The sequence below is a fragment of the Rhizobium sp. LjRoot98 genome, assembly GCF_964252935.1.
Classification (GTDB): domain Bacteria; phylum Pseudomonadota; class Alphaproteobacteria; order Rhizobiales; family Rhizobiaceae; genus Pararhizobium.
Genome location: NZ_CAXUPW020000009.1, coordinates 17,451 through 40,570 on the forward strand (window position 1 = coordinate 17,451; position 23,120 = coordinate 40,570).

A 23,120-nucleotide genomic window follows, 5' to 3' on the forward strand; every position below is an offset into this window, starting at 1 on the left:
AATTAGTCCACTATCAAGTGCCACGACGACTGACGGCAGAAGTCAGATCCAAACAGCCCACTCTCCATCCAGGATCCATCCCTTCAAGGCTCACCTAGTAGTGTATCGCCTCATTGAGGACGGCACTACATTCGTGATTCGTATCCGGCACAGCCATGAAGACTGGGTGGGATATTTCTTCTAATCAATCCGTTCGCCGAAATTATAACGCTAGTCGCGAGTTCGAATGTCGAGCGGCGACAGCGTTCAAAGCAGAACTTCACTTCGTCCCAAGTCTTTGCCCACTTACGTCGCCATTTGAGCGGCCGGCTGCAGGACATACACGTTTTAGTGGGGAGGTCCGTCTTTTTCACCAGGTCGGCCATCAGGGTGACCTTTCCAGTAACCGGCATCACAGACTGTCAAACCCGTCTCTTCCTGCATCTAGTTTCCGCAGGGATGACGCCGCACGTTTGCGATTTGCCGGCTCCTTGTGTGGTCCGTGCGGTGCGGGCTCCGCGAAAATTCCATCGCGCGCGGTAGTTCTGGATGCCGGAATCGACCGGCATGCCGTACAAGCACTATGCGCCCTGGGCACCGGCCAGCAATTCAATTATGTGCCGGGCAACCAGGCGCTGAGTTGCGGCGGGCTGAGACGCAAGCCAGCAAAATTGCGACGGCAAGTCTGTCCATTGAACTGGGCGGAGCTTGTGAAGAGCTTCATATACAAATGGCGTGGGCTAGCACCTGTCAAAGCGCACTGCGGCAACTATCTAATCGGTCTGGTGTATGACACCAAATTGAGTAGACGATCGAGGGGACGCAAATGGTAGGAAGTTCAAAGGCCAGAACGGGCGTTACCGGGCTCGACGACATCCTCGGGGGAGGTCTTTCAAAGGGCCACGTATTCCTTCTTGAAGGCAACCCCGGCACCGGAAAGACGACGATTGCCTTGCAGTTCCTGCGCGACGGGGCGGCCGAAGGCGAACGTGGTCTGTACATAACTTTGTCGGAGACCGACCAGGAACTGCGAGAGGGCGCGCGCTCGCACGGGATGGACATTCCCGACCTTATTGACGTGTTCGAACTTGTGCCGCCCGAAAGCCTTCTTGATGCCGAGCACCAACAGAGCCTCCTGTATTCCTCGGATCTTGAGCTCGGCGAAACCACAAAGCTGATTTTTGACGCATTCGAGCGGGTCAAGCCTGTACGCGTCGTGCTCGACAGCCTTTCGGAAATCAGACTGCTTGCGCAAAGCTCCCTGCGATACCGTCGCCAGATTCTGGTCTTAAAACACTACTTTGCCCGTCAGGGAGCCACAGTGCTGCTGCTTGACGACCTGACGGCCGATGTTCTTGACAAAACTGTTCACAGCGTTGTCCACGGCGTCGTCCATTTGGAAGAGCTTGCGCCTGATTACGGTGCGGAGCGCCGTCGGGTGAGGATCGTCAAATATCGCGGCCAAGCCTACCGGGGTGGCTACCACGATTTTACCATCAAAACCGGTGGCGTGGCGGTATTCCCGCGACTTCGCGCCAACGAACATTACACCAGCTACGACCGTCATCAGGCCAAGAGCGGCATAGCAGAGCTCGATGCCTTGTTGGGCGGCGGGATCGAGCAGGGTTCGAGCACGCTTGTGCTCGGCCCAGCCGGAACAGGCAAGACGATTTTTACAATGCAGTTTGTTGCAGCAGCGATCGCCCGCGGAGAAAAAGCTGCCTTCTTCGGTTTCGACGAAGAGCTTGGGCTTCTGTTTAATCGCATGCGCGGGATCGGGATTGATGTCCAGGCGATGTGTGAGAGCGGAAGGCTGCATATCGAGCAACTCGATGCATCAGAGCTGTCGCCCGGCGAATTCGCGCACCGGGTGCGCGAGCGTGTCGACAAAGCGCAGGCCAAGACGATCGTCATCGACAGCATCAATGGATATCAGGCGGCGATGCCGCAGGAAAATGCGCTGATCCTGCATATCCACGAATTGCTTCAATACCTCAACCGGCAGGGCGCCAACACGTTTCTGACCGTTGCGCAGCACGGCCTCGTCGGCGATATGAAATCGCCTGTCGACGTCACCTACCTCGCCGATAGCGTGATCCTGCTGCGCTACTTCGAGGCCAGGGGCAAAGTCCACCGGGCGGTATCGGTCGTCAAGAAACGCACGGGCCGTCACGAAACAACAATTCGCGAATATAACATCGGAGATGACGGCCTGATGCTCGGCGACCCGCTTGCCGGTTTCCAGGGTGTTCTGCGCGGAGTGCCGAATTTTGTCGGGGAGCAAAAAACCATGCTCGATATGGGAGGAAGTTCCAATTCTTGACCGAGAAAGCGTCGCGCTCATCTACGCCCCCGATGGTCGGGACAGTGCCGTGGCAGCCTCATTGCTGCTCGAACGCGGGATCGCGTCGCTCGCAATGGCAAGCCTTGACACGGTCGCAGCGCGTCTTGGGGAAGACGTCTTGTTTGTCGTGATGGTCGAGGAAGTTCTGCGCTACGCCAATCTCGGTCCGATCAACGCTTGGGTGATGGCCCAGCCAAGTTGGTCGGATCTTCCCTTCATCGTGCTGACCCACAAAGGTGCGGGACCTGAAAGGAACCCTGCGGCCAGCCGGGTTGCGGAGGCGCTCGGAAACGTCTCATTTCTCGAGCGGCCGTTTCACCCGACAACGTTTGTGAGCGTCGTGGAATCCGCACGCAAGAACCGACGGAGGCAACTTGAAGCGCGTAACCGGATTATCGAGCTGCATGAGAGCGAGCTCATCCTCAAGACTGCACTGCTCGCCGGGCATCTCGGTACATGGAGCATTGACCTTACGAGCTGGACGCTGGAATCCTCGCCAGAGTTTCGCCAGATATTCGGACGCTGCACAGACAAGGAACTGACTTACGACGAGCTGACCGCATCAGTGCATCCCGACGACAGGCAGGCGAGAAAAGACGGTCTTCGGCGCTGCCTGGACGTAGGTGACGACTACATTGCCGAATATCGTGTCATATGGCCCGATCAAAGCCTGCATTGGGCCGAGGTTCGCGGACGTCTTATACTTAACCAGCTAGGTGAGCCCGTCCGTCTGATCGGGGTTGGATCTGACATAACGCCCCGCAAGCATGCCGAGGCGGCACTTCGCTCGATGAACGAGACGCTGGAACGGCGGGTTGAAGAGCGGACAGAGGCACTAAAGGCCGAAATTGCGCAGAGAGAGGACACCGAGCGTAAACTGCTGCAGTCGCAGAAGCTCGAGGCGATCGGTCAGTTGACGGGCGGGGTTGCACACGACTTCAACAATCTGCTGATGGCAGTGCTTGGCAACCTGGATCTCGCCAAGAAGCATGTAGCTCACGACCCGAGACTGGCACGTCTGATTGACGGAGCGCTTCAAGGCGCCCGACGCGGCGCGTCCCTGACCCAGAGACTTTTAGCGTTCGCACGCCGGCAGGATCTTGAAGTTGAGCCCACAGATTTGTCCGAACTCGTTGCCAACATGAAAGAACTACTCGCAAGGTCGGTCGGCTCTTCTGTCGAGATCACCACGAAGGTCGCTAACGGCCTGCCTCTGGTTCTGGTCGACGGTAACCAGATCGAACTGGCTCTTCTCAACCTCGTGGTCAACGCGCGTGACGCCATGCCGGAGAGCGGCAAAGTGTTCATAAGCGTCCGCGCCGAGGTAGGTGTAATACCAGCTGACGGGCTCGCTCGTGGCACTTACTTGTGCCTCGCGGTTAGGGACAACGGGTCGGGTATGGATGATGAAACGATCCAGCGCGCGATCGATCCGTTTTTTTCCACGAAAGAACTTGGCAAGGGTACAGGGCTGGGCTTGTCGATGATTCATGGCCTGGCGGTCCAGCTCAACGGTGCGCTGACACTTACCAGCAAGGTAGGTGAGGGCACGTTAGCCGAACTCTGGCTTCCGGCGACCACAGAGGCTCGCCGTCAAGCACCTATGTCAGACATAGTCATCAAAAAGCAGCGAGGTCCAGCAACGATCCTGCTGGTCGACGATGACGCTTTGATTGCGATGAGTTCCGTCGACATGTTGGAGGACCTGGGCCATCGCGTGCGGGAGGCAAGTTCGGGGCAACAGGCCCTGGAAATAATCAGGAGCGAACCGGCCATCGATCTCCTGATTACGGATTTCTCGATGCCAGGCATGAACGGTGCCCAACTGGCAAAGGCCGCACGCGAATTGCGTCCGACCCTGCCGATCCTGGTCGCAACAGGTTACGCGGAACTGCCGGCAGGTACGGAAATGGATCTACCCCGGTTGGGGAAGCCCTATACACAAGAACAGTTGGAACGGGAAATCGCTCGCATTCTGTCTTGAGAGCAGACCGAAGCAGGAGTTCTCGCGACAGCGAGTGCTGGCCTACACCCGTGCGGCTGCGCGGGGAAGCTTGACCATTGCGAAACGCTGAGACAAGGGCAGTCCATTAGTTCCAGCGCAGCGCCCGCCATCGTTGCCGATGTTCGAGTAGGTTCAAGCATTTAGGGTGGAAGTGGCGTATGTTGATGGTTCGATTCCAGTCAAGATCTTGTAGGTTCACTGAACCAATGTCGGTGGCGTCGTTAGCAAATTCGGCAGCTATCGGATGTATAATCCGGCGAGGCGCATCATTGGCCCGGCTTTCTTTCTGAACGTTTTTGGAAGTCAATCAGGAGAAGTTTGCATGCTGTCGCGGCGTTGGCGGGTGATTTCCTTGGGTATCCTGTTGGCCTTTATCGGCGCCGTTCTTCCGGTCGCCGGAATGGCCTGGATGTCGCGTCAGATCGCGACCGCAAAAGAACTCGACGAACTGGACACTTTTGCGCGCAGAGCGTTGCTTCGCGCGACGACCACCTTCCAGGACGCGAAGAAGGTGTTGGATGCCATCGAAGTCTCCGGCTTCGAAAGCTGTTCACTGCAGCATATCGAACAGATGCGAGCGCTGACGATGAGCATTTCGTCCATCGAGGAGATCGGCTTCTTCGACGGCGGCATGCTGAAGTGCACATCCTGGGGAGAGATTGCGCAGCAGATCCACAAGCAGCCCGGCGACTACGTCACGAAGGACGGGATGGACGTGACTATGCGCCTTCGGCCAATTGCCAGCCGGGGGAGCGAGGTGACGGCCCTCTATCAGGGGAAACACAATGCTCTCGTACTGCCGAGCCGATTCACCGACATTGTGGCTAACGACATTTCTGTCGCCCTTTACGCAGACGGAGATAAGCTGCTCAGCAGCCTAAACGGTCCGGATCTGCCATTCGCAAACCTGCATCTTGCGACGGCTGGCCGTGGGATGGGGGAAGAATACCTTTTCGTCACGGCCAAACAGGAAGACATGACTGCGGTCGTGACCCGTTCGAGATCAGGCCTCAGATCGAAGATCACCGATGAACTCGCAGTATTTCTGCCGGTCGGCACCTTCATCGCGCTTTTTATCGTCGGCGTCGTCATCTGGCTGTCGCGGAAACGCCTCTCTCCCCATGCGGAGCTTGAGATTGCGGTCCGCAACAAGGAGTTCATCGTCTACTACCAGCCGATCGTCGAGCTGGAGACGGGCATATGCATCGGCGCGGAGGCGCTGGTTCGCTGGAAGCGACCGGATGGCTCGCTCGTACGGCCCGACCTGTTCATTCCACTCGCCGAGGAAACCGGACTGATTAAGCCGATCACCGATCAGGTCGTCGCGGCCGTGGTTGCCGACTTGAATGTGATACTTGCAAAAGACCGCACCTTGCACATCGCGATCAATCTGTGTGCCGAGGACGTAGAGACCGGACGCGCCGTTGAAGTCATTGATGAATGTCTCAAAGCGACAGGAATCCGGAAGGAGCAGATCTGGCTTGAGGCGACGGAACGGGGCTTCGTCAATGTGGAGGCGGCACGCGTTACCCTGAAGCAGGCACGTGATATGGGGCATTCGGTTGCCATCGATGATTTTGGCACGGGATACTCAAGCCTACAGTATTTGCAGGGGCTGCCGCTAGATGCGCTGAAGATCGACAAGTCATTCATCGATACGATTGGCCGCAACACCGCAACCAGCACCGTCATCTTACACATCATCCAGATGGCAAAGTCGCTCGGCCTTTTCTTGGTGGCGGAAGGCGTGGAGAGCCAGTTGCAGGCGGATTATCTCACCGAGCATGGCGTTGATTTCGGTCAGGGATGGCTGTTTTCAAAGCCCCTGCCGGCGGATGAGTTTATAGCCTACCATCGCAACTCGAAGACAACCAACGGCGAAGCTCCGGAGATTATACAAGTTGCGCGGTAACCTGACTGGCTTATAGATGCCCGAGTGCTTGCCAGAAACGAGCATCTGGAAGAGGATTGAAACACCGCCTTGGGATGACAGGTTTCATCTGCTGCACTCCAAAAGAGGACAGGCGGCTAACGGCTCCTTACCGGCCGTTCGGCAAAGCAGGCAATTGGCCGGATTGGAAAATATAAGCCGCTGAACGACAGGTCGAAGGTTCGGATCCCTTCAAGGCGATGGCAGCTTTGCACCGTCATTCCAGCAGTCAGGCTTCATGATTGGACTCTGAAAGCGAAATTCGCTGGAGCGCGGCTAAACGACCGTTTTGCAGTGAACTTGAAGATCTATTATTCGCCGCTGAGATTTTCAGCCGTCCGCCTCCAGTAGGGATCTCGAGCGAACTCTTTGGCAAGAAATCCCATCAGTAGCGATATTCTATGTATGCCTCGAAGGTCTGGATGGGTGAGCACCCAGAGCGTGTTCGCGGGTGCCGTGTGATAGGTAAAACACCGCTTCAGGTCTGAACGGCGCAAATCGTCCGGCAAGAGCGCAACACCGCAGCCCTCCGCTGCCAGACGCGCCATGGCGGTGAGATCATCGCATGAGATCGCCGTCACAGGCGGGTCACTGTTCAACACGTCACGAAAAGCCGGATGACGCAGCAATTGTCCTGCCGGTGCGGCCAATTTATGGTTTGAAAGGTCGGGTGGGCCATCCAGCCGTGCAGCGGTATCGAGGTAGGAGGGAGCCGCGTAGACAGCCCAATCGATATCGAGAACACGCCGCCCCCAAAGATGGTCAGGCGGATTATGGGCGACTCGTAGAGCGACGTCCGCACCCCGGTCGGACATGTTCATTTCCTGATTTGAAACCAGAAGTTCCACCCGAACGTTGGGATGCGCCTCGCTGAAATTCATCAGATAACGCGGCAACACGGTGTCGGCAAAACTGCGTGGCGCGGTAAGGCGGACAATGCCCTCGGCATTTCCGTCCCTGCCGTTTACACGCCGGTCGATCGCCTCGAAAGAGCGGGCGATACCAAGACCAATCTCCCGCATTTCATTGCCAGCGTCTGTCAACACAAACCGGCCTTTGACACGATCGAACAAACGCGTGCCCATCTGTCCTTCAAGCAGGGCAATGTGCCGGAAGACCGTCGCATGGCTCAGTCCGGAAAGCTTGGCGGCGCGAACCTGAGAGCCCGTTTCGCAAACCGCGAGAAACACTTTGACGAGGTTCCAGTCCAATTCTGGCCAACTTCATTTCAAATTTGCAAGAGTATGTCTCACCAACGCATATATCCATCGTTTTTGCAACGTAATATCCTCAACTCGTACCGACACCAGCAATGAAAGATATGGATATGATTGGATACACTTCGCTTGGCACGGCCGATCTTTCCCGCGCGGAAAGCTTCTATGACGCATTATTGGCGGAGTTCGGCGCAAAACAGGTAATGCACATGGACGATTTCATCGTCTGGGCAGTCGAAAATGGCGGCGCGGCCTTTTCAATTCATGTTCCTGAAAACGGAAAAGAATACTCGGTCGGCAACGGCGTCATGATTGCGCTCGCGGCATCCGACCAGACACAGGTTAACCTGGTGCATGAGAAGGCTTTGAAATTGGGAGGCGTCGATGAAGGCAAGCCCGGCTTTCGGGCCGAGGCCTTTTACGCCGCCTATTTCCGCGATCTGGACGGCAACAAACTCAATGTCCACTGCATGGTTAGTTGAGCCATGGTGGTGGAACCCTACAAGATCGTAGGGCACAGATTGTGCCCCTATGTGCAAAGGGTCGTTATCGTCATGATCGAAAAAGGCATTGACTTTGAACGGATCGATATCGACCTCGACAATAAACCTGCATGGCTCGGCGATATATCGCCGGGCCGTCAAGTGCCGGTATTTTGGGCTGGGCGCGACGAATGGCTATTCGAATCCGGTGTTATCGCCCGTTATCTGGATGAGGTGACAGGAGGAGGTCTAACGCCCAGCGATCCTTGGGCACGCGCTTGTCATGAAGCCTGGATGGCCTATGCGGATGGCATGCTGAATATCGTCGCCCGCATTATCTACCGCGATGTCGACGCATCCGCTTTCGCAATCTCGTTGCGAGAGCTTGAGGAGCGGCTGTGGATTGTAAACGGCCGATTTCAGCCGCACAAATACTTAGCGGGTGATGCTTTCGGCCTTGTCGACGGGGTGTTTGCAACACTTTTCCGGTATTTTTCTGTTTTCGATAGAGTGTCGGAAACGAAACTGAGTGACGCGCTACCACCAAAACTCACAGAATGGTGGGCTCTAGTAGGCAGTCATAAATCGGTGAAGAACGCGGTACCGCCAACCTACGAGGCTGAACTCATACAGTTCATCGCCCAAAAGGAAAGCCACGTCGCTCGGGTACTAGGCACGACAAGTGGGTAGAACTGTTGCTGCAACAATCAACATCTTGGATCACGCAACAATCAACATCTTGGATCACGCAACAACAGTATATTTCCCGAAGACGTGCAAGTTATCATGGTTTTCATGACAATCATCACGCGCGATCCTGCTGAAGAGGACACCCCTCCCGCGAAGTAGTTTAGGTCGGGGGTCGGTCTTAAGCATCTAACCTCAGTGTCGCCACACAGCGCGAATCGGCGCTAGTAAAGAACAGAACAGAATAGAAACGAAATTGGAGATTATGCATTGACTACGACCAAAGCCGCCATTGCTAAATTGGAGGAAATCACTGTTCTCGCAGATGACGTAGCCAAGCTCGCGACCTTCTACCGTGACGCGCTCGGCCTTCGCGTTGACATCATGGAGCAGGACTACGTCGCCTTTGGAGGCGAAGGCATCCGCCTTGCCATCTTCTCTAGGATCGGCATGAGCCCCAATACGCACGATCACCCTGAGTACCGCACGCAGTTCACTGGCCAAGCCTTCGAGCTCAATTTCGAATGTGCATCGACAGATGATGTCATCGAACGGTTTAACCACATCGTGGTGAATGGTGGGCGATCCATCGCCGACCCCACGAAGAAGCACTGGGGACACTTTGCCGGCTTCTTTGCCGATCCGGAGGGTAACATCCACAGCCTCTTCGCTGTACTAGCGGAATAGGGGTTCCGTATGCACAGGGTAACACCTTCTCAACAAGGCCCGGCGATCTCAGGGCAGGCATCCGCGAAGTGGTGATTAGCTTCATTAAGCCCTGAGGTCGGGAGGGGTTCGAGGTAATCAATCCGTCCGTGCTCAATCTGCTCAACGCCGTGGCGCGCGGCGCGCCGGATAACGCCGTCGACATGATCGAGGGGGCGGCGCGTTTCGGGCAGGTCACCGCATTTCAGATTCTCCAGCCTGCGTTCTGACGTCGGATAGTGTCCACCGGGGCAGACACGTAGTTGGCGAAGGTTCTTTTGTCTGAGCCCAAGGTGAAGGCCCAGCCGTAGCAATAGGAACGACCTAACGGCTTCGGCGGCCGGTCGTGGATATTTGCTCTCATCCGGCATACGCCTTACGATCTCGTCCGTGATCTTGCGATACTCAGCCAGCGGACTGTCAGCTTCAAGTACGCAATGTTGCCCCTTGCGAAATTGCTTTACATAGGCTGGGCCGAACTTCCGTCCTCATCGCCGGATTGTGTCATAGGAGACGACGATGCCCCAGGTAACGTTAATAGAGGGTAAATAAGAAACTCGTCATAAACCGTGTCATTCTGGACCTGTCGAGCGAGTGCTCGAAGCATTTGAGCACCTAAAACTTTGGCCCTCGCTGGCAGCGGGGGCCTTCGATTTTATCATTGTAGCCTTCTTACGCGAGCGCCGAACAGGATCAGCAATCAGTGAAAATTGTCCCCGGGGGACATCGCGATCGGCCCCGTTGCCAATTGTTGCTCGTCTGTCCAGCCGAGATGAAAGAGTTCCAACAATTGGCCGGCGGCTGAGTGGGCGGCAGCACCATCAGGACTTATGCCCAAATACTTGCATCGACGAATAAGGGCACGCTTAAGCAGCTCGATATCACTATCCGACAGAATACGATGGTTCATATCGCCTCACAGAAAATGTGAGCCCATGTGTCGGCAGTCTGCAGCGAATTTCAATATGCTTAATCTAGCCTACAACCGGGCGAGGTACATTTTCCACAGCAATAGTGCTTGTAAGTTAGAATGTGTTCACGCACAGAGCGATCACATACGCCGCCTCGATCTTTTTCCCAAACGGGTGACGACTTGAATAGTTTTTTCGTCGATTGGTAATCTTTAAAATGAGGGGGCGATTGTGACGGAAAAAGATCAATCAAAAATCAAATTCGACATACGATTTGATAAAAGCCTTTGGGTGGTCACCATTCTCAATAATGGTTCCACCGAACACCGGTCGTTTCGCCAGGAAAATGATGCTCGCGCCTATGCCGGCGCACGGGTTGATTATCTTCGCAAGCAATGCGGCGAGATCCGGATAAGCACCAAAGTCGACAAAACAGTTTAGAAAAACCCTCCCGCATTTCCGCAGGAGGGTCTGGGGTATATGTTTTCAGCCGCTTGAGAGTTCCGTTTTCAAGCTCACGCTAATATTGCCAGCAGGTAGTTAATGAAAAATTAATGCGATCAGTCGAAGACCTCCGCGTTTCCGTCAACCTTCGTCCACGTCAGCGACCATTCATCGACGCTACCTTCGTTGTGGATGTAGGTGCCGTGGTCGTGCACCTCAGCATCGAGCGTGACGAACTCCGGCGGCGCCACGCCGGGAAGATCCATGACGCGCAGATAATCGCATAGCTCAGCGAATTCGGTGACGTGCTGAACATCCTGGTGGCCCGGCACTTTGATGGTCCAAGCATAGATGGTCATGGCTTACCCTCATTACGTCGCGTGCTTGTGCAAGAACAAGCGGGCATCCATGATGGGTTCCTCTGCCGGGTCAGGATCTTCGGCGTAGGCGAGGCGAAGGTGTTTCATAACCTCGTCTATCGCGTCCATTGTCTCGACCGTACCCCAGCCTCTCATATTCGCTTTGTCGATAAGCTCGAGTAAGTCGCGTTCGACTGCTTCTTGGCACGAAAGGTGCCGGTCCGGGTGGCTCACTAAATACCTTGCGGCTTCGATCGTCATGACGAACTCCTATGGGAGAGAATAATGCGGTATGGCTCACCGTCTCGAACAGCAACCCGATCGGTTAACGGCTGCTCTTGGTCTGGTTCTTTCCTTCAAGGCTCTTCTTCAATGCAGCCATGAGATCGACGACGTTGTTCCTGGACCCAACCGGCGCGTCTTTGGCCTTTGTCCTTGCGGTTTTTCTCATCTGCTTCTTTTTCTCGGCGATGAGTTCGACATACCGCTCCTGAATGGGATCAGTGATCGGTGACCATTTTTTTGTCTGCTGATTGATTAGCTGCTTCATCAGTGGCGCAAGACCTCCTTCAGGCTTCGCCTTGATGCCTGAGAAGTACTCTTCTTCCGGCCTCACCTCGTCGCCATAACGCAACGTCCATAGGACGATGCCCTCGTCACGGGGTTCCAGCATCACCGCACGCTCCCGCTGGCCGAACACCAGGCGGGAAATCCCGACTACGTTCTCCGCGCGCATAGCATCCCGAATGACCGCGAAAGCGTCCTCTCCAACCTTGTCGTTCGGAACGAGATAGTGCGGCTTCTCAAGCCAGATCCACTCGACGGAGTCGCGCGGCGTAAACAGCTCGATCTCGATAGTCCGGACGCTCTCAAGCGCCACCGCATCCAGTTCTTCCTCTTCAAGAATGATGTAGTCGCCTTCACCGCGCTCGTATCCCTTGACCTGATCGTCTGGCTCGACCTCCTTGCCGGTGAGACTGTCGACGTACCGCGAGGCAACACGGTTGCCGGTGGCACGGTTCATCGTGTGAAAGCGCACCTTCTCGGTGTCACTGGTGGCGGGGGAAAGGGCCACGGGGCAGGTGACGAGCGAAAGCTTCAGGTAGCCTTTCCAGTATGGTTTGACGGCGGCCATGGCTTAACCTGCCTTCTTGCGTGCAGCCGGCCGTGGGGCAAGGTCTGCGCGCGCTGCTGCGGTGCGGGGTTTAGAGGCCCGCGCTGACCCAAATCCCGCACTCATCCGCAGCGCTTCCATGAGGTTTGTCGAAGGCTCGACTTTTGGCTGCTTCTTCACCTTGACAGCACGCCCCTCGATCTTGGCCTTCACCAACTCGGCCAGAGCGGCATCATAACGATCGTCGAAGGTTCGAGGATCGAACACACCAGCCTTCGTCTTGATGATATGCTTTGCCAGATCGAGCATCTCGCCCTCGATCTTCAGTGCCGGAATGTCCGCAAAGGCATCTTTTGCAGAGCGAACCTGGTAGTCGAAATTGAGGGTAGTCGCGATCAAGCCGTCGCCGTGAGCCCGGATCAAAACAGTTCTAAGCCGGCGAAAGAGCACCGCCTGTGCAAGCGCGCCAACATTGGATTCGCGCATCGCATCCCTGATCAACACAAAAGTTTCCTCTCCGAGCCGATCGGGCAGGAGGTAGTAAGGCTTGTCGAAGTAGAGGTCGTCGATCTCCTGGAATGGCACGTAGGACTGGATCCTGAGCGTTTTGTCGCTCGGGGGCACGACGGCAGACAACTCGTCAGGTTCGAACAGGATGTAGCGATTATCATCGACCTCATAACCTTTGATCTGGTCCTCTTTCTCAACCACTTTCCATGTGTTGATGTCGACGTACTCTCGCCTGACGCGGTTGCCGGTCATGCGGTTGAGGGTGTTGAAGCTTACGCGCTCCGAAGTAGAGGCTGCGCTATGGAGCGCTACCGGACAGCTGATCTCGGCAAACTTCAGAAAACCCTTCCAAAGAGCACGTCCCGCCATATTGGTTTCTCCCGATGAGCGCCGATTCAACGGAGGGAGAGTACGTTTGTTCCGGCTAATACGCGAATCAATTGTGGCATTTAGCACCTTGTCTATAGTAAGGTGAACTTATCCACGAGTTTTGCGTTGCGGGATTCTATTTCGAGTAGTCCCCTGACAGGAGGGTGATGCATGAATGCGCAACTCCATATCGACGGATCGTTTCAGGCTATGCGTCAGGCGCTGGACGAGGCCAATCGTGAATTCGCCAACGGGGGCGCCGATCGTCACAGGGATGCCCTGCAACAGCTTGGTCGCGTCATGATGAACTCCATTGCTGAAATCATCTCGACAGATGGCGGGACGGACGGGTATCTTTATGACGCGGACGGCATCGCCCAGGATATTGGCGATTGCTACCACAAGGCAGTCATGGACGAAGAGGCCGCTGAGCCAGACATGACGCCCCGGCAGTCGAGCCATGGAACGCTGAATCTCAGCCAGCAAGGGGTAGGGCGATGATCACTGGAACGGATCTACTGCATATTTCGCTTGCCCGCGTGAACATGGATCGCACCGATCTGGAAGCGGCCGGCGTGATAGATCGCGGCGAAGCCGGTGACAAGGCGTGGTCGAATTTTGGGCGAGACATGGATACGTTCATCTTGAAGCTGCCAGAGGTGCGCCGGGCCGCGCTAGCGGAAGCCATACAAGAACAAGCAAGCCGACAATACCGCGTGTCGCATTAGTTTAGAGATCGCGGTCGGCTGTCCCAATGTGGGCGGCCAAGTGCTCGCTGCACCGCCACTCGGTGGCGCCAAGGCGATCCTTCCCAAATGTGCCCCATTATTTGCAGCCCTCATAGCCACACCAATGATCACGTCTGAGGGGCGGCGCCCTGACGATGTCAATTCTCTCATCGCTCATTGTTGGTCCGCCCGTGATTCTGGTCGCGATTAACCACTCAGTTCGGCCAGCACTCGCACCCGATTGTCCGGCAGCAACTCAATGATCTTCTTCCGATCCAACGAGATTAGTAAGTTGACGATCTCGTCTTCACTGCACCCCTTCGCGAGCATGGGCGCGCCCACGGAGTAAAGCCCTTTGGCTTCTTCGCCAAATCCCCGTAGAATCTCGGTCAGTTCAGCCTTGCTTTCTCAAAGCGGGCCATTTCAATCCTGCGTGATTTGCATGTTCAAAATAATACGCCGGGTTTGCAGTGCATCTTCGAGGGCGCCGATGGCGTCGTGCTCGCCCATTCCCTGCGCCATCAAGCTATCGATGGCTTCTGCAATCAGTATGGATGCCGTGCTCCGGCTCTCCCACTGTCGATCCACAAACTCAAGACTGTCCGGCATGACCCTTCTCCTCCACGACCCCACGCTCGTAGCTCGGCTCCCATCCACGGGTGAAACCAATGCTCATCCCATTCTGTGTGATGGCGAGCTGTTGCTTCAAGAACCTTACGTCTGCCAGCAAAGTTCCAATCGTAGCCCGCGGGTCGCCGTCGTGAAATGCGAGGGCAGCGGCGATCTCATCAATTGGGCCGGAATATTGGATGTCATACGCGGCTGCGCTGATCGTAGGCATGGCTTTTCCTTTTCCATTGCACCGAGGCAATGGATTAAACTTGCATTGATTTTCAGATTGGCGTTCCGCATCCGCCGTGTAAGTTCTTATTATGTTCTCGCTTGAACGAGAGTCAAGGCCAATTGAAATCAGATCCTGGAGACATTAGAAATCCGTCCATGTCGACGGTACACAACTGCGCCATAGCGCACCGCATCGAGCCGCCGGTCGGCTATACGCCTTAATTCCGGCCGTAAAAGGAGGCTTTACACCCGCCCGAAAGCAGACGTTGTTTGGTATCACGGAAATGTTATGTTTGTGCCGCCGATAGCGGAAGTAAGCGACGTTGCCGCTTTGTCTCATCGAAGCTGCTTGAATGTTTCACAAAACATGGTCTTTCTTCTGGTGAAGGGTTCAGCACCACCATGATGCGTGGCCGTGCAGCGGAAAGTCATGCGAGACTCCGGCTGAATGACGCGTTTTGTCGCACTGCGATCCGCACCGCCGTTCACGTGTAGCGCATGTCTCTCGATCAGGTCCTCGAACGGGTCGGGATTGTCTCCGCCCGCTGTCACATCTCCGGAAGGCCAGCCTTTCGGAAGCCGTCGACAAAGTGGTCCCGTACAGATGCATCACGCAGCGGCTGGGAGCTGAGCCAATGGCCGATCGTGAAATGAGGGTGAGCGATCAGAAACAATTCCGCCTCTCGCCGTGCCTCCTCACGGTGCCCTCCCTGCGCAAGCGCAGCGGCCAGGAATTTGCGTGAGTTGGTACGATACGTGTCTTCCCTGCGGAGGGTCTCGGTTGCCACCTTATAGTCACCTGCGGCGTATTGCGCCTGCCCAAGATGACAAAGATACCAGCAGGCTGGATAGGGATTGAGCCGTAGAGCTTTTTCGATCTGCGCCAGTCCGTCGGCAACCCTGCCATCCAGCACGGACATGTCCGACATGGCCGCCCAGGTATCGGCGTGGTTGGGATCTAGTTCCAGGGACTTGGCGAAGGCGGCTTCCGATTCCTGCCATCGCCGCTCATAAGCCAAAATGGTGCCCAGGACGTAACGGCAGCCGGCATCGTTGGGATCCAGCCCGACCGACTTCTGCGCGAACGTCACCGCCATCCGACGATGGGGATCTTCGGGCTCTCCGAAATGAGTCCAGGCAAGCCAACGGTTATAGGCGAGCAGACCGAGTGCCTCGGCATATGATGGCTCGAGCTGAACCGCCCGTTGGAGCAGGATGTAGGCCTCACGGCCGGTTTGCGGCGACTCTTCCGTCAGGAGACGAGCACGCACACACAGATCGTAAGCCTCGATGTTCTTCGGCCGATTGCGATGCGTCGGGACGATCAGCCGGCCGACGAGGGCTTCAACAATCTTGGCGTTAACTTCATCTTGCAGTTCGAAAACATCTTCCACCGTCCTGTCGAACCGGTCGGCCCACAAGTGCTGGCCGCCAAGCGCGTCGATCAATTGGGCATTGATGCGGACCCGGCCCGTTGCGCGTCTGGCGCTTCCCTCGAGGACATAGCGGACACCGAGTTCTTGGGCGACCAGCCGTATGTCGAGCGGCTTGTCCTTGTAGCCGGACACGGAATTGCGCGCGATGACAAAGAGGCCAGCCGTGCGGGAAAGGTCTGTGATTAGGTCCTCGGTCAAGCCGTCGACGAAAGGCGCATCCGCTTCATCCCCGCTCATATTCGTGAACGGCAACACCGCGATCGAGGGACATTCGGGCAGCGGCAATGTGCTCTGCAGTGCATCCGGCCAATGCCACACGTGGACCGGGCGCGTGAGGTTCTTCAGGTAGCGTTCGCCTGCATCGAAGAACCGGTCGCCGATCTTGCCGACGATCTCGCTGTGAACTTTGTCTGAAATGCAGATACCGCCCGGTGCGGCCTGCGTTTCGAGGCGCGCCGCGACATTGACGCCGTCGCCGAGGACGTCCAAACCGTCGTCAATGACATCTCCCAGATTGACGCCGACCCGCAAAAGCAGGCGCCGGTCTCCGGAAGTTTCAACAGCACTGATGGCCCGTTGCATTTCCAACGATGCTACGACCGCGTCCACCGCGCTGCCGAATTCGACTAGAAATCCGTCGCCCACGACCTTGAAGATACGACCGTTGTGGCGCATCACAGTCGGCTCGATAACGCCAGAACGGAGTTCCTTGAGATTCGCCAGCGTTGTGAACTCATCTGCCTCCATTAGACGCGCATATCCCACCACATCGATCACGACGATGGCGGCAAGGCGACGCTGAAGAGATCGGTCCGTCATATGAGGATAAGCCTAACGACTGAATTAGAAAATTATTATTCAACCTCGGGTGAGTCAACAAGTGCTAAGTGGAATGCCCAAGCGACCACCACCTCGCGACGGGCAATCTTCGTGCGATCCAGATCCTGTTTGGACACACGAAGATCGAGAACACAGTCCGGTATCTTGGGTGGACATAGAGGATGCCCTGGAACTCGCAGTGCATACAGAAATATAAAAATGTACGGCCTCGCACAGAGCGGGGCCGCACCCATTCTGACTTTCCCACCAGTCATAGCGAAGGTTCGCCGACGGCGGAGCGCTATCTTCGCCGAGTGGGTCTGCTTGAGGATCTGGAAGCCGTCGGTTTTGGCATCGTCGGCTACGGTTGCACGACCTGCATCGGAAATTCCGGCCCGCTGACAGAATCGGTTACCAAAGCAATGAGTGAACGTGGCATCCTCCCTGTTGCGGTTCTCTCCGGAAACCGCAACTTTCCGGGCCGGGTTCATCCCCAGCTCGAAGCCGGTTTCCTAGCATCACCTCCCATGGTGATCGCCTTTGCCCTGGCCGGGACCGTCGAGATCGATATCATGAGCGACGTCATCGGTTATTCGCCGGATGGCGGAGCAGTCACGCTGGCAATGCTCTGGCCGCAAAGTGCGGAGATCGACGAGGCAGCCGCACTTGCAACCGACAGCAACGATGTCACGCCGGCCTACGCCGAAGCAGACGCCAGCCGCATGTGGCGGGACCTCGATGCGCCCGAAACAACGCTGTTCCCCTGGGATAACAAATCGACCTACATTCGCAGGCCTCCCTTTGCCAGCTTCGGCAAAGGCAGCCTGCTCGGACACTACACGGCCCACCCATTGCTCGTCCTCGGCGACGATATTACGACGGATCATATCTCTCCGGCCGGCGCGATCCCGGCCGCGAGTGAAACGGGCAGATATCTAACCGCGATGGGCGACAATCAGAAGGACCTGAATGTCTACGCCTCCAGGCGTGGCCACTGGGAAGCCATGGTCCGCGGACTATTCACCAACCGGGCTGTGCGAAACAGGCTGGGAGATGACATTCCTCCCGGTTCCACCATCCACTGGCCATCGCAGGAAATCCTGCCCTTGTGGGATGCGGCACAGCGATATGCCGTGGAAGGCCAGCGCGTCTTCATCGTTGCAGGCGATGGATACGGAATGGGCTCTTCACGGGACTGGGCGGCCAAGGGAGTTTCGCTCCTCGGTGTCAGTGCCGTCTTGGCCCTGAGTTTCGAGCGCATTCACCGCTCTAATCTTATTGGCATGGGTATATTGCCGCTGCGGCTCGCTCCAGAGTTCGGACCATCGATGCTTGATCTTAAATCCGGAGACACTCTGGAAATCGACGCGGACGTCGATCGCGTTTTCCCCCGAAGCGCGATCCGTGTGACGATCCGGTGCGTTGGCCGCGGAGTTCTCTCCTTCGTCGCAACAGCCGCAATCGAGACAATGGCAGAGGTGGAGACGCTGAAAGCCGGGGGAATACTACCTCTCATCGTACGTGATAAAATGGCTTTATCGAAGCGCAAGGCGGAACATCAACTCGACACCGTTCCATAATTACGGCGACGTCTCTGGTTTAGATATTTCCACGATTTGCCTATTTTGAAATTATGGGTCGCGCTTCAGCACCTAATTGGTAACCGATCCGGTATCTGAAACGTGTCGCAGGAATTGGGCCTGTGCTGCCGTCGGCATCCAGTTTGTTCGCAAGGTCAGGCCGATTGGCCGTGCTGTGTGCTTCAAATCAAGGCGAGAGGCTTAAGAAGGCTACGCCGGAGTTCAGCCTCTGCTTGCAGGTAGGAAAAGTGACAAACTTCCACAGCGCGATAAGGGCTTTGCGCGCCAGGGCAACTATCGCGGCTTTCTTTAAGCGGTCTGCACGCTTGCCAAATCTCTGCGACCGGCTCCAAAGTTGCTGCTGCCGCCGTAAGGTTGGCGGAAATGGATGATGGCGGTGGACAGGATTTTCTTCCAGGCGCTCTCTCGTGAGATGACGACCGTTTTGGAGTCCCTCCAGGTCGATACCATTCTTGTTGTCGAGGATGAGCCTTTTATCGCGATCGACATCGAGGCGACACTGAAGGATGCGGGGTATGCCGTGGAGGTCCACTCATTAAAAGCTCACGCGATGGGGTGGTTAACCGTCCGAAGTCCTTCGGTCGCTGTCCTTGACGTGCATCTTCGGGATGGGGAGGGGACGGCTATCGCCACTATTTTGCAGGCGCGACATATCCCGGTTATCTTTTGCTCGGGCGGACATCCCGCCGATCTCCCAACAGATTTTCGGGCGGCTGCCTGGGTGCGAAAACCCTTCATCGAAGGAGAGCTCGTAAGGGCCGTGAAGCACTGCCGCCTTGGCGTCCTGTTGGCTAGGCTAAGGTCCGATGAGCGCGATCACCTTGTCGCGGTATTCGATCAAAATAGGCTTGCTTGCGACGTCGTAAATGATGGTGGTTGAGTTTCCTGCCATGCGTAACTCCCTTCAATGCAGCACCGTGAGAAAGCCGCAGTGAAAGCTAGTGAGCAGTTCCCAGCGTGACATACGGATAGGCCAATGCAATTGTTCCACCCGCTGCCCAAATACGCCAGGACTTCAGCCCCCGCCATTTGCGACGGGAGCATAAAGTCCTGCGTACTCAAATGCAGGGTCCCCACCCGGCATGATTGTTATGCCACACCGATCCACGATTGTGTGAGAAGTCGAGTATTAGGGTTATGTGGTAGGGTTAAACCGAGACGATCTCGGCTTAGATTATGACTGAGATGCGCAAGCCTGATGATTGATGATCGCTGCGCTTTGCAGCAGGGTTTCATGAGAGCAGGCGGGCAGCTTTTCCACTGCGTCGCGTTGCGTTGTTGTAGTAGCCTGACGCTTGTTGCAAAGAGCGATGTCTGGACTGCTCCATGGCCTCGGGCAGGGGAACGCCGCGATTGGCGGCCTCCGTGAGATAACCCGACCGAAGACCATGCGCGGAAAATTCACTCGGATCGAGACCGGCCATTCCGGCCCGCAGCTTGACGATATCATTGATCGCCTTCGGATCGAGCGGCCGGCGGGAGACGTTTCCCCATCGATCGATGCCGCGAAACACGCTGCCATTTTCGATCTTTGCCGCGGTAAGCCAAGCATTGAGCGCCTCGACGGGGCGACCTGTCAGATAGACGATTTCATCGTCTTCCGTCCCGCGGGTCTTGGTGCGGCCGAGATGGATCGACAGGGAGGGCAGGGGAGGGGCGTTCTCGACAGAGACCGGCTGCTCGACAGTCAATTGCTCTCTCCTCAGCCCAGCAATCTCGCTCCGCCGACGGCCGCCGGATGCGAAGCCCAGCATTAGGATTGCCCGGTCGCGCAGATCACGAAGTTCGGCGCGGGCACAGGTGGCGAGCATTTTCGCGAGGACATCGCCGGTGACAGCCTTGGCGCTCTTGCGCCGCCGTTTGCGCGGCGTGGCGCGAACGGCGAGGCGGATGGCGGACTTGACGGCGGGGGAGGAAAACAGGCCGTCGAGCCCCCGCCATTTCGTCAGCGTTGACCAACTGGCCAACCGGCGCTGCACCGTCGCCGGTGCATGCGGTCCGTCGTTTCGCAAGAAGCCCTGCTCACGAAGGCTGCGTTCAACGTCCGGCGGCATGCCGTGATCCGGATTGAGCTCTCGCTGCGCCCGATCCCACAGGTGATGGGCAACGAATTTGAGCAGCAGTGCTTCCGGCGCCGGCCATGGCAGGGCATTATGTGTGGCGGCGAGCGACCAGGCCTGCAGGTAAGCCAAGTCCGAGGTCAACGCCCTGAGTGTGTTGTCGCCCATGCCTTCGTTGACCAGATGCCGCAGCGTCTTAACATCCTGGTCGGTCAGCAGCTCCGCCAGCTCTTCACGCCGCTCGATCGGCAGCACGGCGGCGATCGTATCAAGTTCGTGAGCACGGCGATCGACAGGATTTCGTCCGGCGCTTTTCATGTCATCGACGACGCGGGATGGAGTTTCAGATCCGTCTGCCCGAAACCGTGCCCTTTGAACAAGAGCGGCGCCTTGGCGATAGTGGCGATGGCGTAAGAGTAGCAGTCGCCCATGTTGAGGCTGGCCGGATGGCGGCCCTTACCAAACTGTTCAAATGCCTTCTCAGCGGCGTGATAGTGACGCTCTCCGAACGCCACTGCGGTCACGTTTGGCAGAGCAACGAGTTGCTCAATGATTGCCGAAGGGTTGGAAAAACCTCTACCGGCGAGCACCATTCTGGTTTCCAGAAGCGTCGGCCAGCCGATAACAATTTCCTCGCGGGTGACGAGCGAATGAAAGCGCTCGGCTTCAGGTTCACGCAACGAAGTCGCCAGGATCACCGACGTATCGATGGCGATCATTTCGGCAGGCCGAATTCGTCGTAGAAATCGTCATGGGCGGATGTGGTACCTGGGGGCACGGACCGGCGGCCTTCCGCCATCAGGTCCCAGAGAGCGTCACCGGGCGTTTTCGCCAGCTCGTCGCTCAGCTCTCGTTCATAACGCTCAAGCGCCAGTTCGACGAGCCGGTTGATCGGCTGGCCGGTGCGACGGGACAGTGCGTGAGCCAGATCGCGGGCCTTGCTGCTGCGAATGGAGAGCTGCGGTTCGGACATGGTGAGCCTCATCGGATTTCTGTGTCCAAGATAGCGATCGCGTGCCGAGATGGCAAGGATTTCGACGAAGATGGCTTATTTCCGATAAGACGTAGTTATCGGTAGTGAGCGATCCCGGAGTAACATGTGGCGGACAATAAATGTGTTGCCGCATGATCGCTGCCGGAGTTGACAAGCGGATTTGAGGTCAAATTTCGCCACCCGTTCCGACACTGTATGAAACGACACTTTGATCCCGCGTTCGGCAAGCAGGTCTTCGATATCGCGAAACTCAGCGGAACTCGATAATAAGGCAAATCGGCATCGGCGATAATCGCGGCTAGAAAACGACGGCGGTGGTGACGGGTAAGCGGTTTTTCGGTCATGCTGGCCAAATATCACCTCGATCGTCGTCCAACCATCGACAGGTCGGTTATGTTGACGGTGCGGTGCAGGGCGGTTTGGAGTATTCAATTGAGAGCGGCGCAATCGATGTCAACTTTTGCATGCTGAATAATCCAGAAAAGCTTGTGACAAACCTTTTTAACAATTCACTCCCCGCAATCCGGTGATTTAAGGGACGGTGACGTAAGTTGCTAAGCTGGAGTTGCCTGCCTTACCCGAACTCGTTATTCGAAGAATGCGTGGTTAGGAGTGTGCTGGTTAATGCCAAATCAATCGGAATTTCTAGACGACGATCTAGAGAGGGCGCGTGTCGCCTGGCTCTATTTCATCGGCGGACAGACCCAGCAGGAAATCGCCCAACGCATGAACATCACGCGTTTGAAGGTCAACAAGATCATCGGCCAGGTGCGTGATTCCGGCAGCGTGCAAGTGAGGGTTTCTCTGCCTCTGACAGACTGCATTGATCTGGCGGAAAAGGTATCCGCACGTTATGGACTCAGAGATGCCGTCGTCGTACCGGATCTGGATGATTATCTCGAGCAGAAGCGCGTTATTGGGGAAGCGGCCGGAGCGCTTGCGAGTGAACTCATCGAAGATCGAGACATGGGGGTCGGCATCGGTTCCGGGCGAACCTTGAGCTTCGCCGTTCGCGCTCTTCGCGCCCGGCCGAGGACCGAGAGCTGGGTCGTGGGGCTCACCGGCGGCGTTACCAGCGGGTCATCGACCAACACTTTCGAAGTGGCGACGGCCTTTGCTCGCGCACTCGGCATCGAATGTCACTATCTGACAGCGCCGATCTATTGCGCCAATCCCGAAAGTCGCAACGCCCTATTACTCAATGACGAGTTGACTGACGTCCTTGCGCGTACGGAGATCGCCGATGTGGGCATCGTTTCCTGTGGTTCGCTAGCGCAGGACACCTCGCTCACCCAGATCCGCGTCGTGAAGGACAATCTCGATACAGTGCTGAAACGTGGCGCAGTGGGTGAGTTCATGGGATGGTTTCTGGACGCGCGTGGTCAGGCGATCGATCATTTCCTGAATGAATCTATCATTGCGCTTCCGCCGGACAAGCTCAAACTCAAGCCGATTTCCGTGCTGGTCTCTGGCGGAATCCGCAAGATCCCGATCATCCGCGCCATTCTTCGCGCCGGCTACGTCAACCGGCTGGTTACCAATGAAGGTGTTGCGCGGGCCCTCTTGCAAGGCCCGCGCTGATA

23 protein-coding genes and 6 pseudogenes are annotated in these 23,120 nt (G+C 56.5%); 14 read left to right on the top strand and 15 right to left on the bottom strand.

The window, feature by feature from the left end; genetic code table 11:
• Positions 1–64: 64 nt before the first annotated feature.
• A pseudogene (locus ACSQ3J_RS23310) lies at positions 65–166 on the top strand (type II toxin-antitoxin system RelE/ParE family toxin); the annotation flags it as partial.
• On the opposite strand, the gene ACSQ3J_RS23315 reads toward ACSQ3J_RS23310, so the two are convergent.
• Entirely contained in the window at positions 126–392 is a 267-nt protein-coding gene (locus tag ACSQ3J_RS23315; RefSeq protein WP_348270787.1) for a DUF2256 domain-containing protein, read from the bottom strand. The pseudogene ACSQ3J_RS23310 and the gene ACSQ3J_RS23315 overlap by 41 nt on opposite strands.
• Positions 393–805: 413 nt before the next feature.
• Between ACSQ3J_RS23315 and ACSQ3J_RS23320 the strand changes: the two genes are divergently transcribed.
• The 3 genes from ACSQ3J_RS23320 (at position 806) to ACSQ3J_RS23330 (ending at position 6,240) form a co-directional block, all read left to right on the top strand.
• Complete coding sequence (locus ACSQ3J_RS23320; protein ID WP_060501513.1) at positions 806–2,302, top strand: ATPase domain-containing protein; 1,497 nt, start codon at positions 806–808, stop codon at positions 2,300–2,302.
• A 49-nt stretch (positions 2,303–2,351) separates the two neighbouring features.
• Complete coding sequence (locus tag ACSQ3J_RS23325; protein ID WP_244481837.1) at positions 2,352–4,307, top strand: hybrid sensor histidine kinase/response regulator; 1,956 nt, start codon at positions 2,352–2,354, stop codon at positions 4,305–4,307.
• A gap of 343 nt (positions 4,308–4,650) precedes the next feature.
• On the top strand, positions 4,651–6,240 hold the full coding sequence (locus ACSQ3J_RS23330) for an EAL domain-containing protein (RefSeq protein WP_436040450.1): 1,590 nt from the start codon (positions 4,651–4,653) through the stop codon (positions 6,238–6,240).
• A 329-nt stretch (positions 6,241–6,569) separates the two neighbouring features.
• On the opposite strand, the gene ACSQ3J_RS23335 is transcribed toward ACSQ3J_RS23330, so the two are convergent.
• On the bottom strand, positions 6,570–7,469 hold the full coding sequence (locus ACSQ3J_RS23335; RefSeq protein ID WP_436040451.1) for a LysR family transcriptional regulator: 900 nt from the start codon (positions 7,467–7,469) through the stop codon (positions 6,570–6,572).
• A gap of 215 nt (positions 7,470–7,684) precedes the next feature.
• On the opposite strand from ACSQ3J_RS23335, the gene ACSQ3J_RS23340 reads away from it, so the two are divergent.
• From ACSQ3J_RS23340 to ACSQ3J_RS23350, 3 genes are all read left to right on the top strand, one after another.
• Positions 7,685–7,957, top strand: a complete 273-nt coding sequence (locus ACSQ3J_RS23340; RefSeq protein WP_436040452.1) for a VOC family protein — start codon at positions 7,685–7,687, stop codon at positions 7,955–7,957.
• Between the two features lie 3 nt (positions 7,958–7,960).
• Complete coding sequence (locus ACSQ3J_RS23345; RefSeq protein WP_436040453.1) at positions 7,961–8,647, top strand: glutathione S-transferase family protein; 687 nt, start codon at positions 7,961–7,963, stop codon at positions 8,645–8,647.
• Positions 8,648–8,914: 267 nt separating this feature from the next.
• Positions 8,915–9,331, top strand: a complete 417-nt coding sequence (locus ACSQ3J_RS23350) for a VOC family protein (RefSeq protein WP_082511924.1) — start codon at positions 8,915–8,917, stop codon at positions 9,329–9,331.
• A 209-nt stretch (positions 9,332–9,540) separates the two neighbouring features.
• Here the strand turns inward: ACSQ3J_RS23350 and ACSQ3J_RS23355 are convergent.
• A pseudogene (locus ACSQ3J_RS23355) lies at positions 9,541–9,786 on the bottom strand (hypothetical protein); the annotation flags it as partial.
• Between the two features lie 705 nt (positions 9,787–10,491).
• Here ACSQ3J_RS23355 and ACSQ3J_RS23360 point away from each other — a divergent pair.
• Positions 10,492–10,701: a hypothetical protein gene (locus ACSQ3J_RS23360; protein ID WP_060501526.1), complete on the top strand. Its 210-nt coding sequence runs from the start codon at positions 10,492–10,494 to the stop codon at positions 10,699–10,701.
• A gap of 119 nt (positions 10,702–10,820) precedes the next feature.
• Here ACSQ3J_RS23360 and ACSQ3J_RS23365 read toward each other — a convergent pair whose 3' ends face one another.
• From ACSQ3J_RS23365 to ACSQ3J_RS23380, 4 genes are all read right to left on the bottom strand, one after another.
• Positions 10,821–11,063, bottom strand: coding sequence for a hypothetical protein (locus ACSQ3J_RS23365; protein ID WP_060501528.1), 243 nt, complete (start codon positions 11,061–11,063; stop codon positions 10,821–10,823).
• Positions 11,064–11,075: 12 nt separating this feature from the next.
• A complete protein-coding gene (locus ACSQ3J_RS23370; protein ID WP_436040454.1) occupies positions 11,076–11,324 on the bottom strand; it encodes a hypothetical protein in 249 nt (82 codons plus the stop codon).
• Positions 11,325–11,388: 64 nt separating this feature from the next.
• On the bottom strand, positions 11,389–12,198 hold the full coding sequence (locus tag ACSQ3J_RS23375) for a Ku protein (RefSeq protein WP_060501532.1): 810 nt from the start codon (positions 12,196–12,198) through the stop codon (positions 11,389–11,391).
• Positions 12,199–12,201: 3 nt separating this feature from the next.
• Positions 12,202–13,056, bottom strand: coding sequence for a Ku protein (locus ACSQ3J_RS23380; protein WP_436040455.1), 855 nt, complete (start codon positions 13,054–13,056; stop codon positions 12,202–12,204).
• Positions 13,057–13,227: 171 nt separating this feature from the next.
• Between ACSQ3J_RS23380 and ACSQ3J_RS23385 the strand changes: the two genes are divergently transcribed.
• A complete protein-coding gene (locus ACSQ3J_RS23385) occupies positions 13,228–13,557 on the top strand; it encodes a hypothetical protein (RefSeq protein ID WP_436040456.1) in 330 nt (109 codons plus the stop codon).
• Positions 13,554–13,784 (top strand): hypothetical protein, encoded by a 231-nt coding sequence (locus tag ACSQ3J_RS23390; RefSeq protein WP_436040457.1) that lies wholly within the window; start codon positions 13,554–13,556, stop codon positions 13,782–13,784. The genes ACSQ3J_RS23385 and ACSQ3J_RS23390 overlap by 4 nt, the downstream gene beginning before the upstream one ends.
• Positions 13,785–14,207: 423 nt before the next feature.
• Here the strand turns inward: ACSQ3J_RS23390 and ACSQ3J_RS23395 are convergent, their stop codons facing one another.
• From ACSQ3J_RS23395 to ACSQ3J_RS23405, 3 genes are all read right to left on the bottom strand, one after another.
• A complete protein-coding gene (locus tag ACSQ3J_RS23395; protein WP_060501541.1) occupies positions 14,208–14,393 on the bottom strand; it encodes a hypothetical protein in 186 nt (61 codons plus the stop codon).
• On the bottom strand, positions 14,377–14,625 hold the full coding sequence (locus tag ACSQ3J_RS23400; RefSeq protein WP_436040458.1) for a hypothetical protein: 249 nt from the start codon (positions 14,623–14,625) through the stop codon (positions 14,377–14,379). Before ACSQ3J_RS23400 ends, ACSQ3J_RS23395 begins: the two co-directional genes overlap by 17 nt.
• A 550-nt stretch (positions 14,626–15,175) precedes the next feature.
• Positions 15,176–16,882, bottom strand: a complete 1,707-nt coding sequence (locus ACSQ3J_RS23405) for an adenylate/guanylate cyclase domain-containing protein (RefSeq protein WP_436040459.1) — start codon at positions 16,880–16,882, stop codon at positions 15,176–15,178.
• A 95-nt stretch (positions 16,883–16,977) separates the two neighbouring features.
• Here ACSQ3J_RS23405 and ACSQ3J_RS23410 point away from each other — a divergent pair.
• Both ACSQ3J_RS23410 and ACSQ3J_RS23415 read left to right on the top strand, forming a co-directional pair.
• Positions 16,978–17,099 (top strand): annotated as a pseudogene (locus ACSQ3J_RS23410) (integrase); the annotation flags it as partial.
• 49 nt (positions 17,100–17,148) lie between these two features.
• Positions 17,149–18,462, top strand: a pseudogene (locus ACSQ3J_RS23415) (aconitase family protein); the annotation flags it as partial.
• Between the two features lie 247 nt (positions 18,463–18,709).
• Here the strand turns inward: ACSQ3J_RS23415 and ACSQ3J_RS23420 are convergent.
• A pseudogene (locus tag ACSQ3J_RS23420) lies at positions 18,710–18,838 on the bottom strand (IS110 family transposase); the annotation flags it as partial.
• Between the two features lie 15 nt (positions 18,839–18,853).
• Here ACSQ3J_RS23420 and ACSQ3J_RS23425 point away from each other — a divergent pair.
• Complete coding sequence (locus ACSQ3J_RS23425; RefSeq protein ID WP_436040460.1) at positions 18,854–19,363, top strand: response regulator; 510 nt, start codon at positions 18,854–18,856, stop codon at positions 19,361–19,363.
• A gap of 352 nt (positions 19,364–19,715) precedes the next feature.
• On the opposite strand, the gene ACSQ3J_RS23430 is transcribed toward ACSQ3J_RS23425, so the two are convergent.
• The 4 genes and pseudogenes from ACSQ3J_RS23430 to ACSQ3J_RS23445 form a co-directional block, all read right to left on the bottom strand.
• Complete coding sequence (locus ACSQ3J_RS23430; RefSeq protein ID WP_436040461.1) at positions 19,716–20,861, bottom strand: site-specific integrase; 1,146 nt, start codon at positions 20,859–20,861, stop codon at positions 19,716–19,718.
• Complete coding sequence (locus tag ACSQ3J_RS23435) at positions 20,858–21,262, bottom strand: type II toxin-antitoxin system VapC family toxin (RefSeq protein WP_060501550.1); 405 nt, start codon at positions 21,260–21,262, stop codon at positions 20,858–20,860. Before ACSQ3J_RS23435 ends, ACSQ3J_RS23430 begins: the two co-directional genes overlap by 4 nt.
• Entirely contained in the window at positions 21,259–21,516 is a 258-nt protein-coding gene (locus ACSQ3J_RS23440; protein ID WP_060501551.1) for a type II toxin-antitoxin system VapB family antitoxin, read from the bottom strand. Before ACSQ3J_RS23440 ends, ACSQ3J_RS23435 begins: the two co-directional genes overlap by 4 nt.
• A 144-nt stretch (positions 21,517–21,660) precedes the next feature.
• Positions 21,661–21,881, bottom strand: a pseudogene (locus ACSQ3J_RS23445) (IS6 family transposase); the annotation flags it as partial.
• Between the two features lie 280 nt (positions 21,882–22,161).
• Here ACSQ3J_RS23445 and ACSQ3J_RS23450 point away from each other — a divergent pair.
• Positions 22,162–23,118 carry a sugar-binding transcriptional regulator gene (locus ACSQ3J_RS23450; RefSeq protein ID WP_060510626.1) on the top strand — a complete coding sequence of 319 codons (957 nt, stop codon included), beginning with the start codon at positions 22,162–22,164 and terminating at the stop codon, positions 23,116–23,118.
• The last annotated feature ends 2 nt before the right edge of the window (positions 23,119–23,120 follow it).

Bases quoted from the DNA above. Each gene is read 5' to 3' on its own strand.
- ACSQ3J_RS23375 (WP_060501532.1), bottom strand. From the start codon at position 12,198: ATGGCCGCCGTCAAACCATACTGGAAAGGCTACCTGAAGCTTTCGCTC.
- ACSQ3J_RS23380 (WP_436040455.1), bottom strand. From the start codon at position 13,056: ATGGCGGGACGTGCTCTTTGGAAGGGTTTTCTGAAGTTTGCCGAGATC.
- ACSQ3J_RS23425 (WP_436040460.1), top strand. From the start codon at position 18,854: ATGGCGGTGGACAGGATTTTCTTCCAGGCGCTCTCTCGTGAGATGACG.
- ACSQ3J_RS23340 (WP_436040452.1), top strand. From the start codon at position 7,685: ATGGACGATTTCATCGTCTGGGCAGTCGAAAATGGCGGCGCGGCCTTT.
- ACSQ3J_RS23435 (WP_060501550.1), bottom strand. From the start codon at position 21,262: ATGATCGCCATCGATACGTCGGTGATCCTGGCGACTTCGTTGCGTGAA.
- ACSQ3J_RS23430 (WP_436040461.1), bottom strand. From the start codon at position 20,861: ATGAAAAGCGCCGGACGAAATCCTGTCGATCGCCGTGCTCACGAACTT.
- ACSQ3J_RS23320 (WP_060501513.1), top strand. From the start codon at position 806: ATGGTAGGAAGTTCAAAGGCCAGAACGGGCGTTACCGGGCTCGACGAC.
- ACSQ3J_RS23405 (WP_436040459.1), bottom strand. From the start codon at position 16,882: ATGACGGACCGATCTCTTCAGCGTCGCCTTGCCGCCATCGTCGTGATC.
- ACSQ3J_RS23315 (WP_348270787.1), bottom strand. From the start codon at position 392: ATGCCGGTTACTGGAAAGGTCACCCTGATGGCCGACCTGGTGAAAAAG.
- ACSQ3J_RS23450 (WP_060510626.1), top strand. From the start codon at position 22,162: ATGCCAAATCAATCGGAATTTCTAGACGACGATCTAGAGAGGGCGCGT.
- ACSQ3J_RS23365 (WP_060501528.1), bottom strand. From the start codon at position 11,063: ATGACCATCTATGCTTGGACCATCAAAGTGCCGGGCCACCAGGATGTT.
- ACSQ3J_RS23390 (WP_436040457.1), top strand. From the start codon at position 13,554: ATGATCACTGGAACGGATCTACTGCATATTTCGCTTGCCCGCGTGAAC.
- ACSQ3J_RS23385 (WP_436040456.1), top strand. From the start codon at position 13,228: ATGAATGCGCAACTCCATATCGACGGATCGTTTCAGGCTATGCGTCAG.
- ACSQ3J_RS23400 (WP_436040458.1), bottom strand. From the start codon at position 14,625: ATGCCTACGATCAGCGCAGCCGCGTATGACATCCAATATTCCGGCCCA.
- ACSQ3J_RS23395 (WP_060501541.1), bottom strand. From the start codon at position 14,393: ATGCCGGACAGTCTTGAGTTTGTGGATCGACAGTGGGAGAGCCGGAGC.
- ACSQ3J_RS23345 (WP_436040453.1), top strand. From the start codon at position 7,961: ATGGTGGTGGAACCCTACAAGATCGTAGGGCACAGATTGTGCCCCTAT.
- ACSQ3J_RS23440 (WP_060501551.1), bottom strand. From the start codon at position 21,516: ATGTCCGAACCGCAGCTCTCCATTCGCAGCAGCAAGGCCCGCGATCTG.
- ACSQ3J_RS23370 (WP_436040454.1), bottom strand. From the start codon at position 11,324: ATGACGATCGAAGCCGCAAGGTATTTAGTGAGCCACCCGGACCGGCAC.
- ACSQ3J_RS23330 (WP_436040450.1), top strand. From the start codon at position 4,651: ATGCTGTCGCGGCGTTGGCGGGTGATTTCCTTGGGTATCCTGTTGGCC.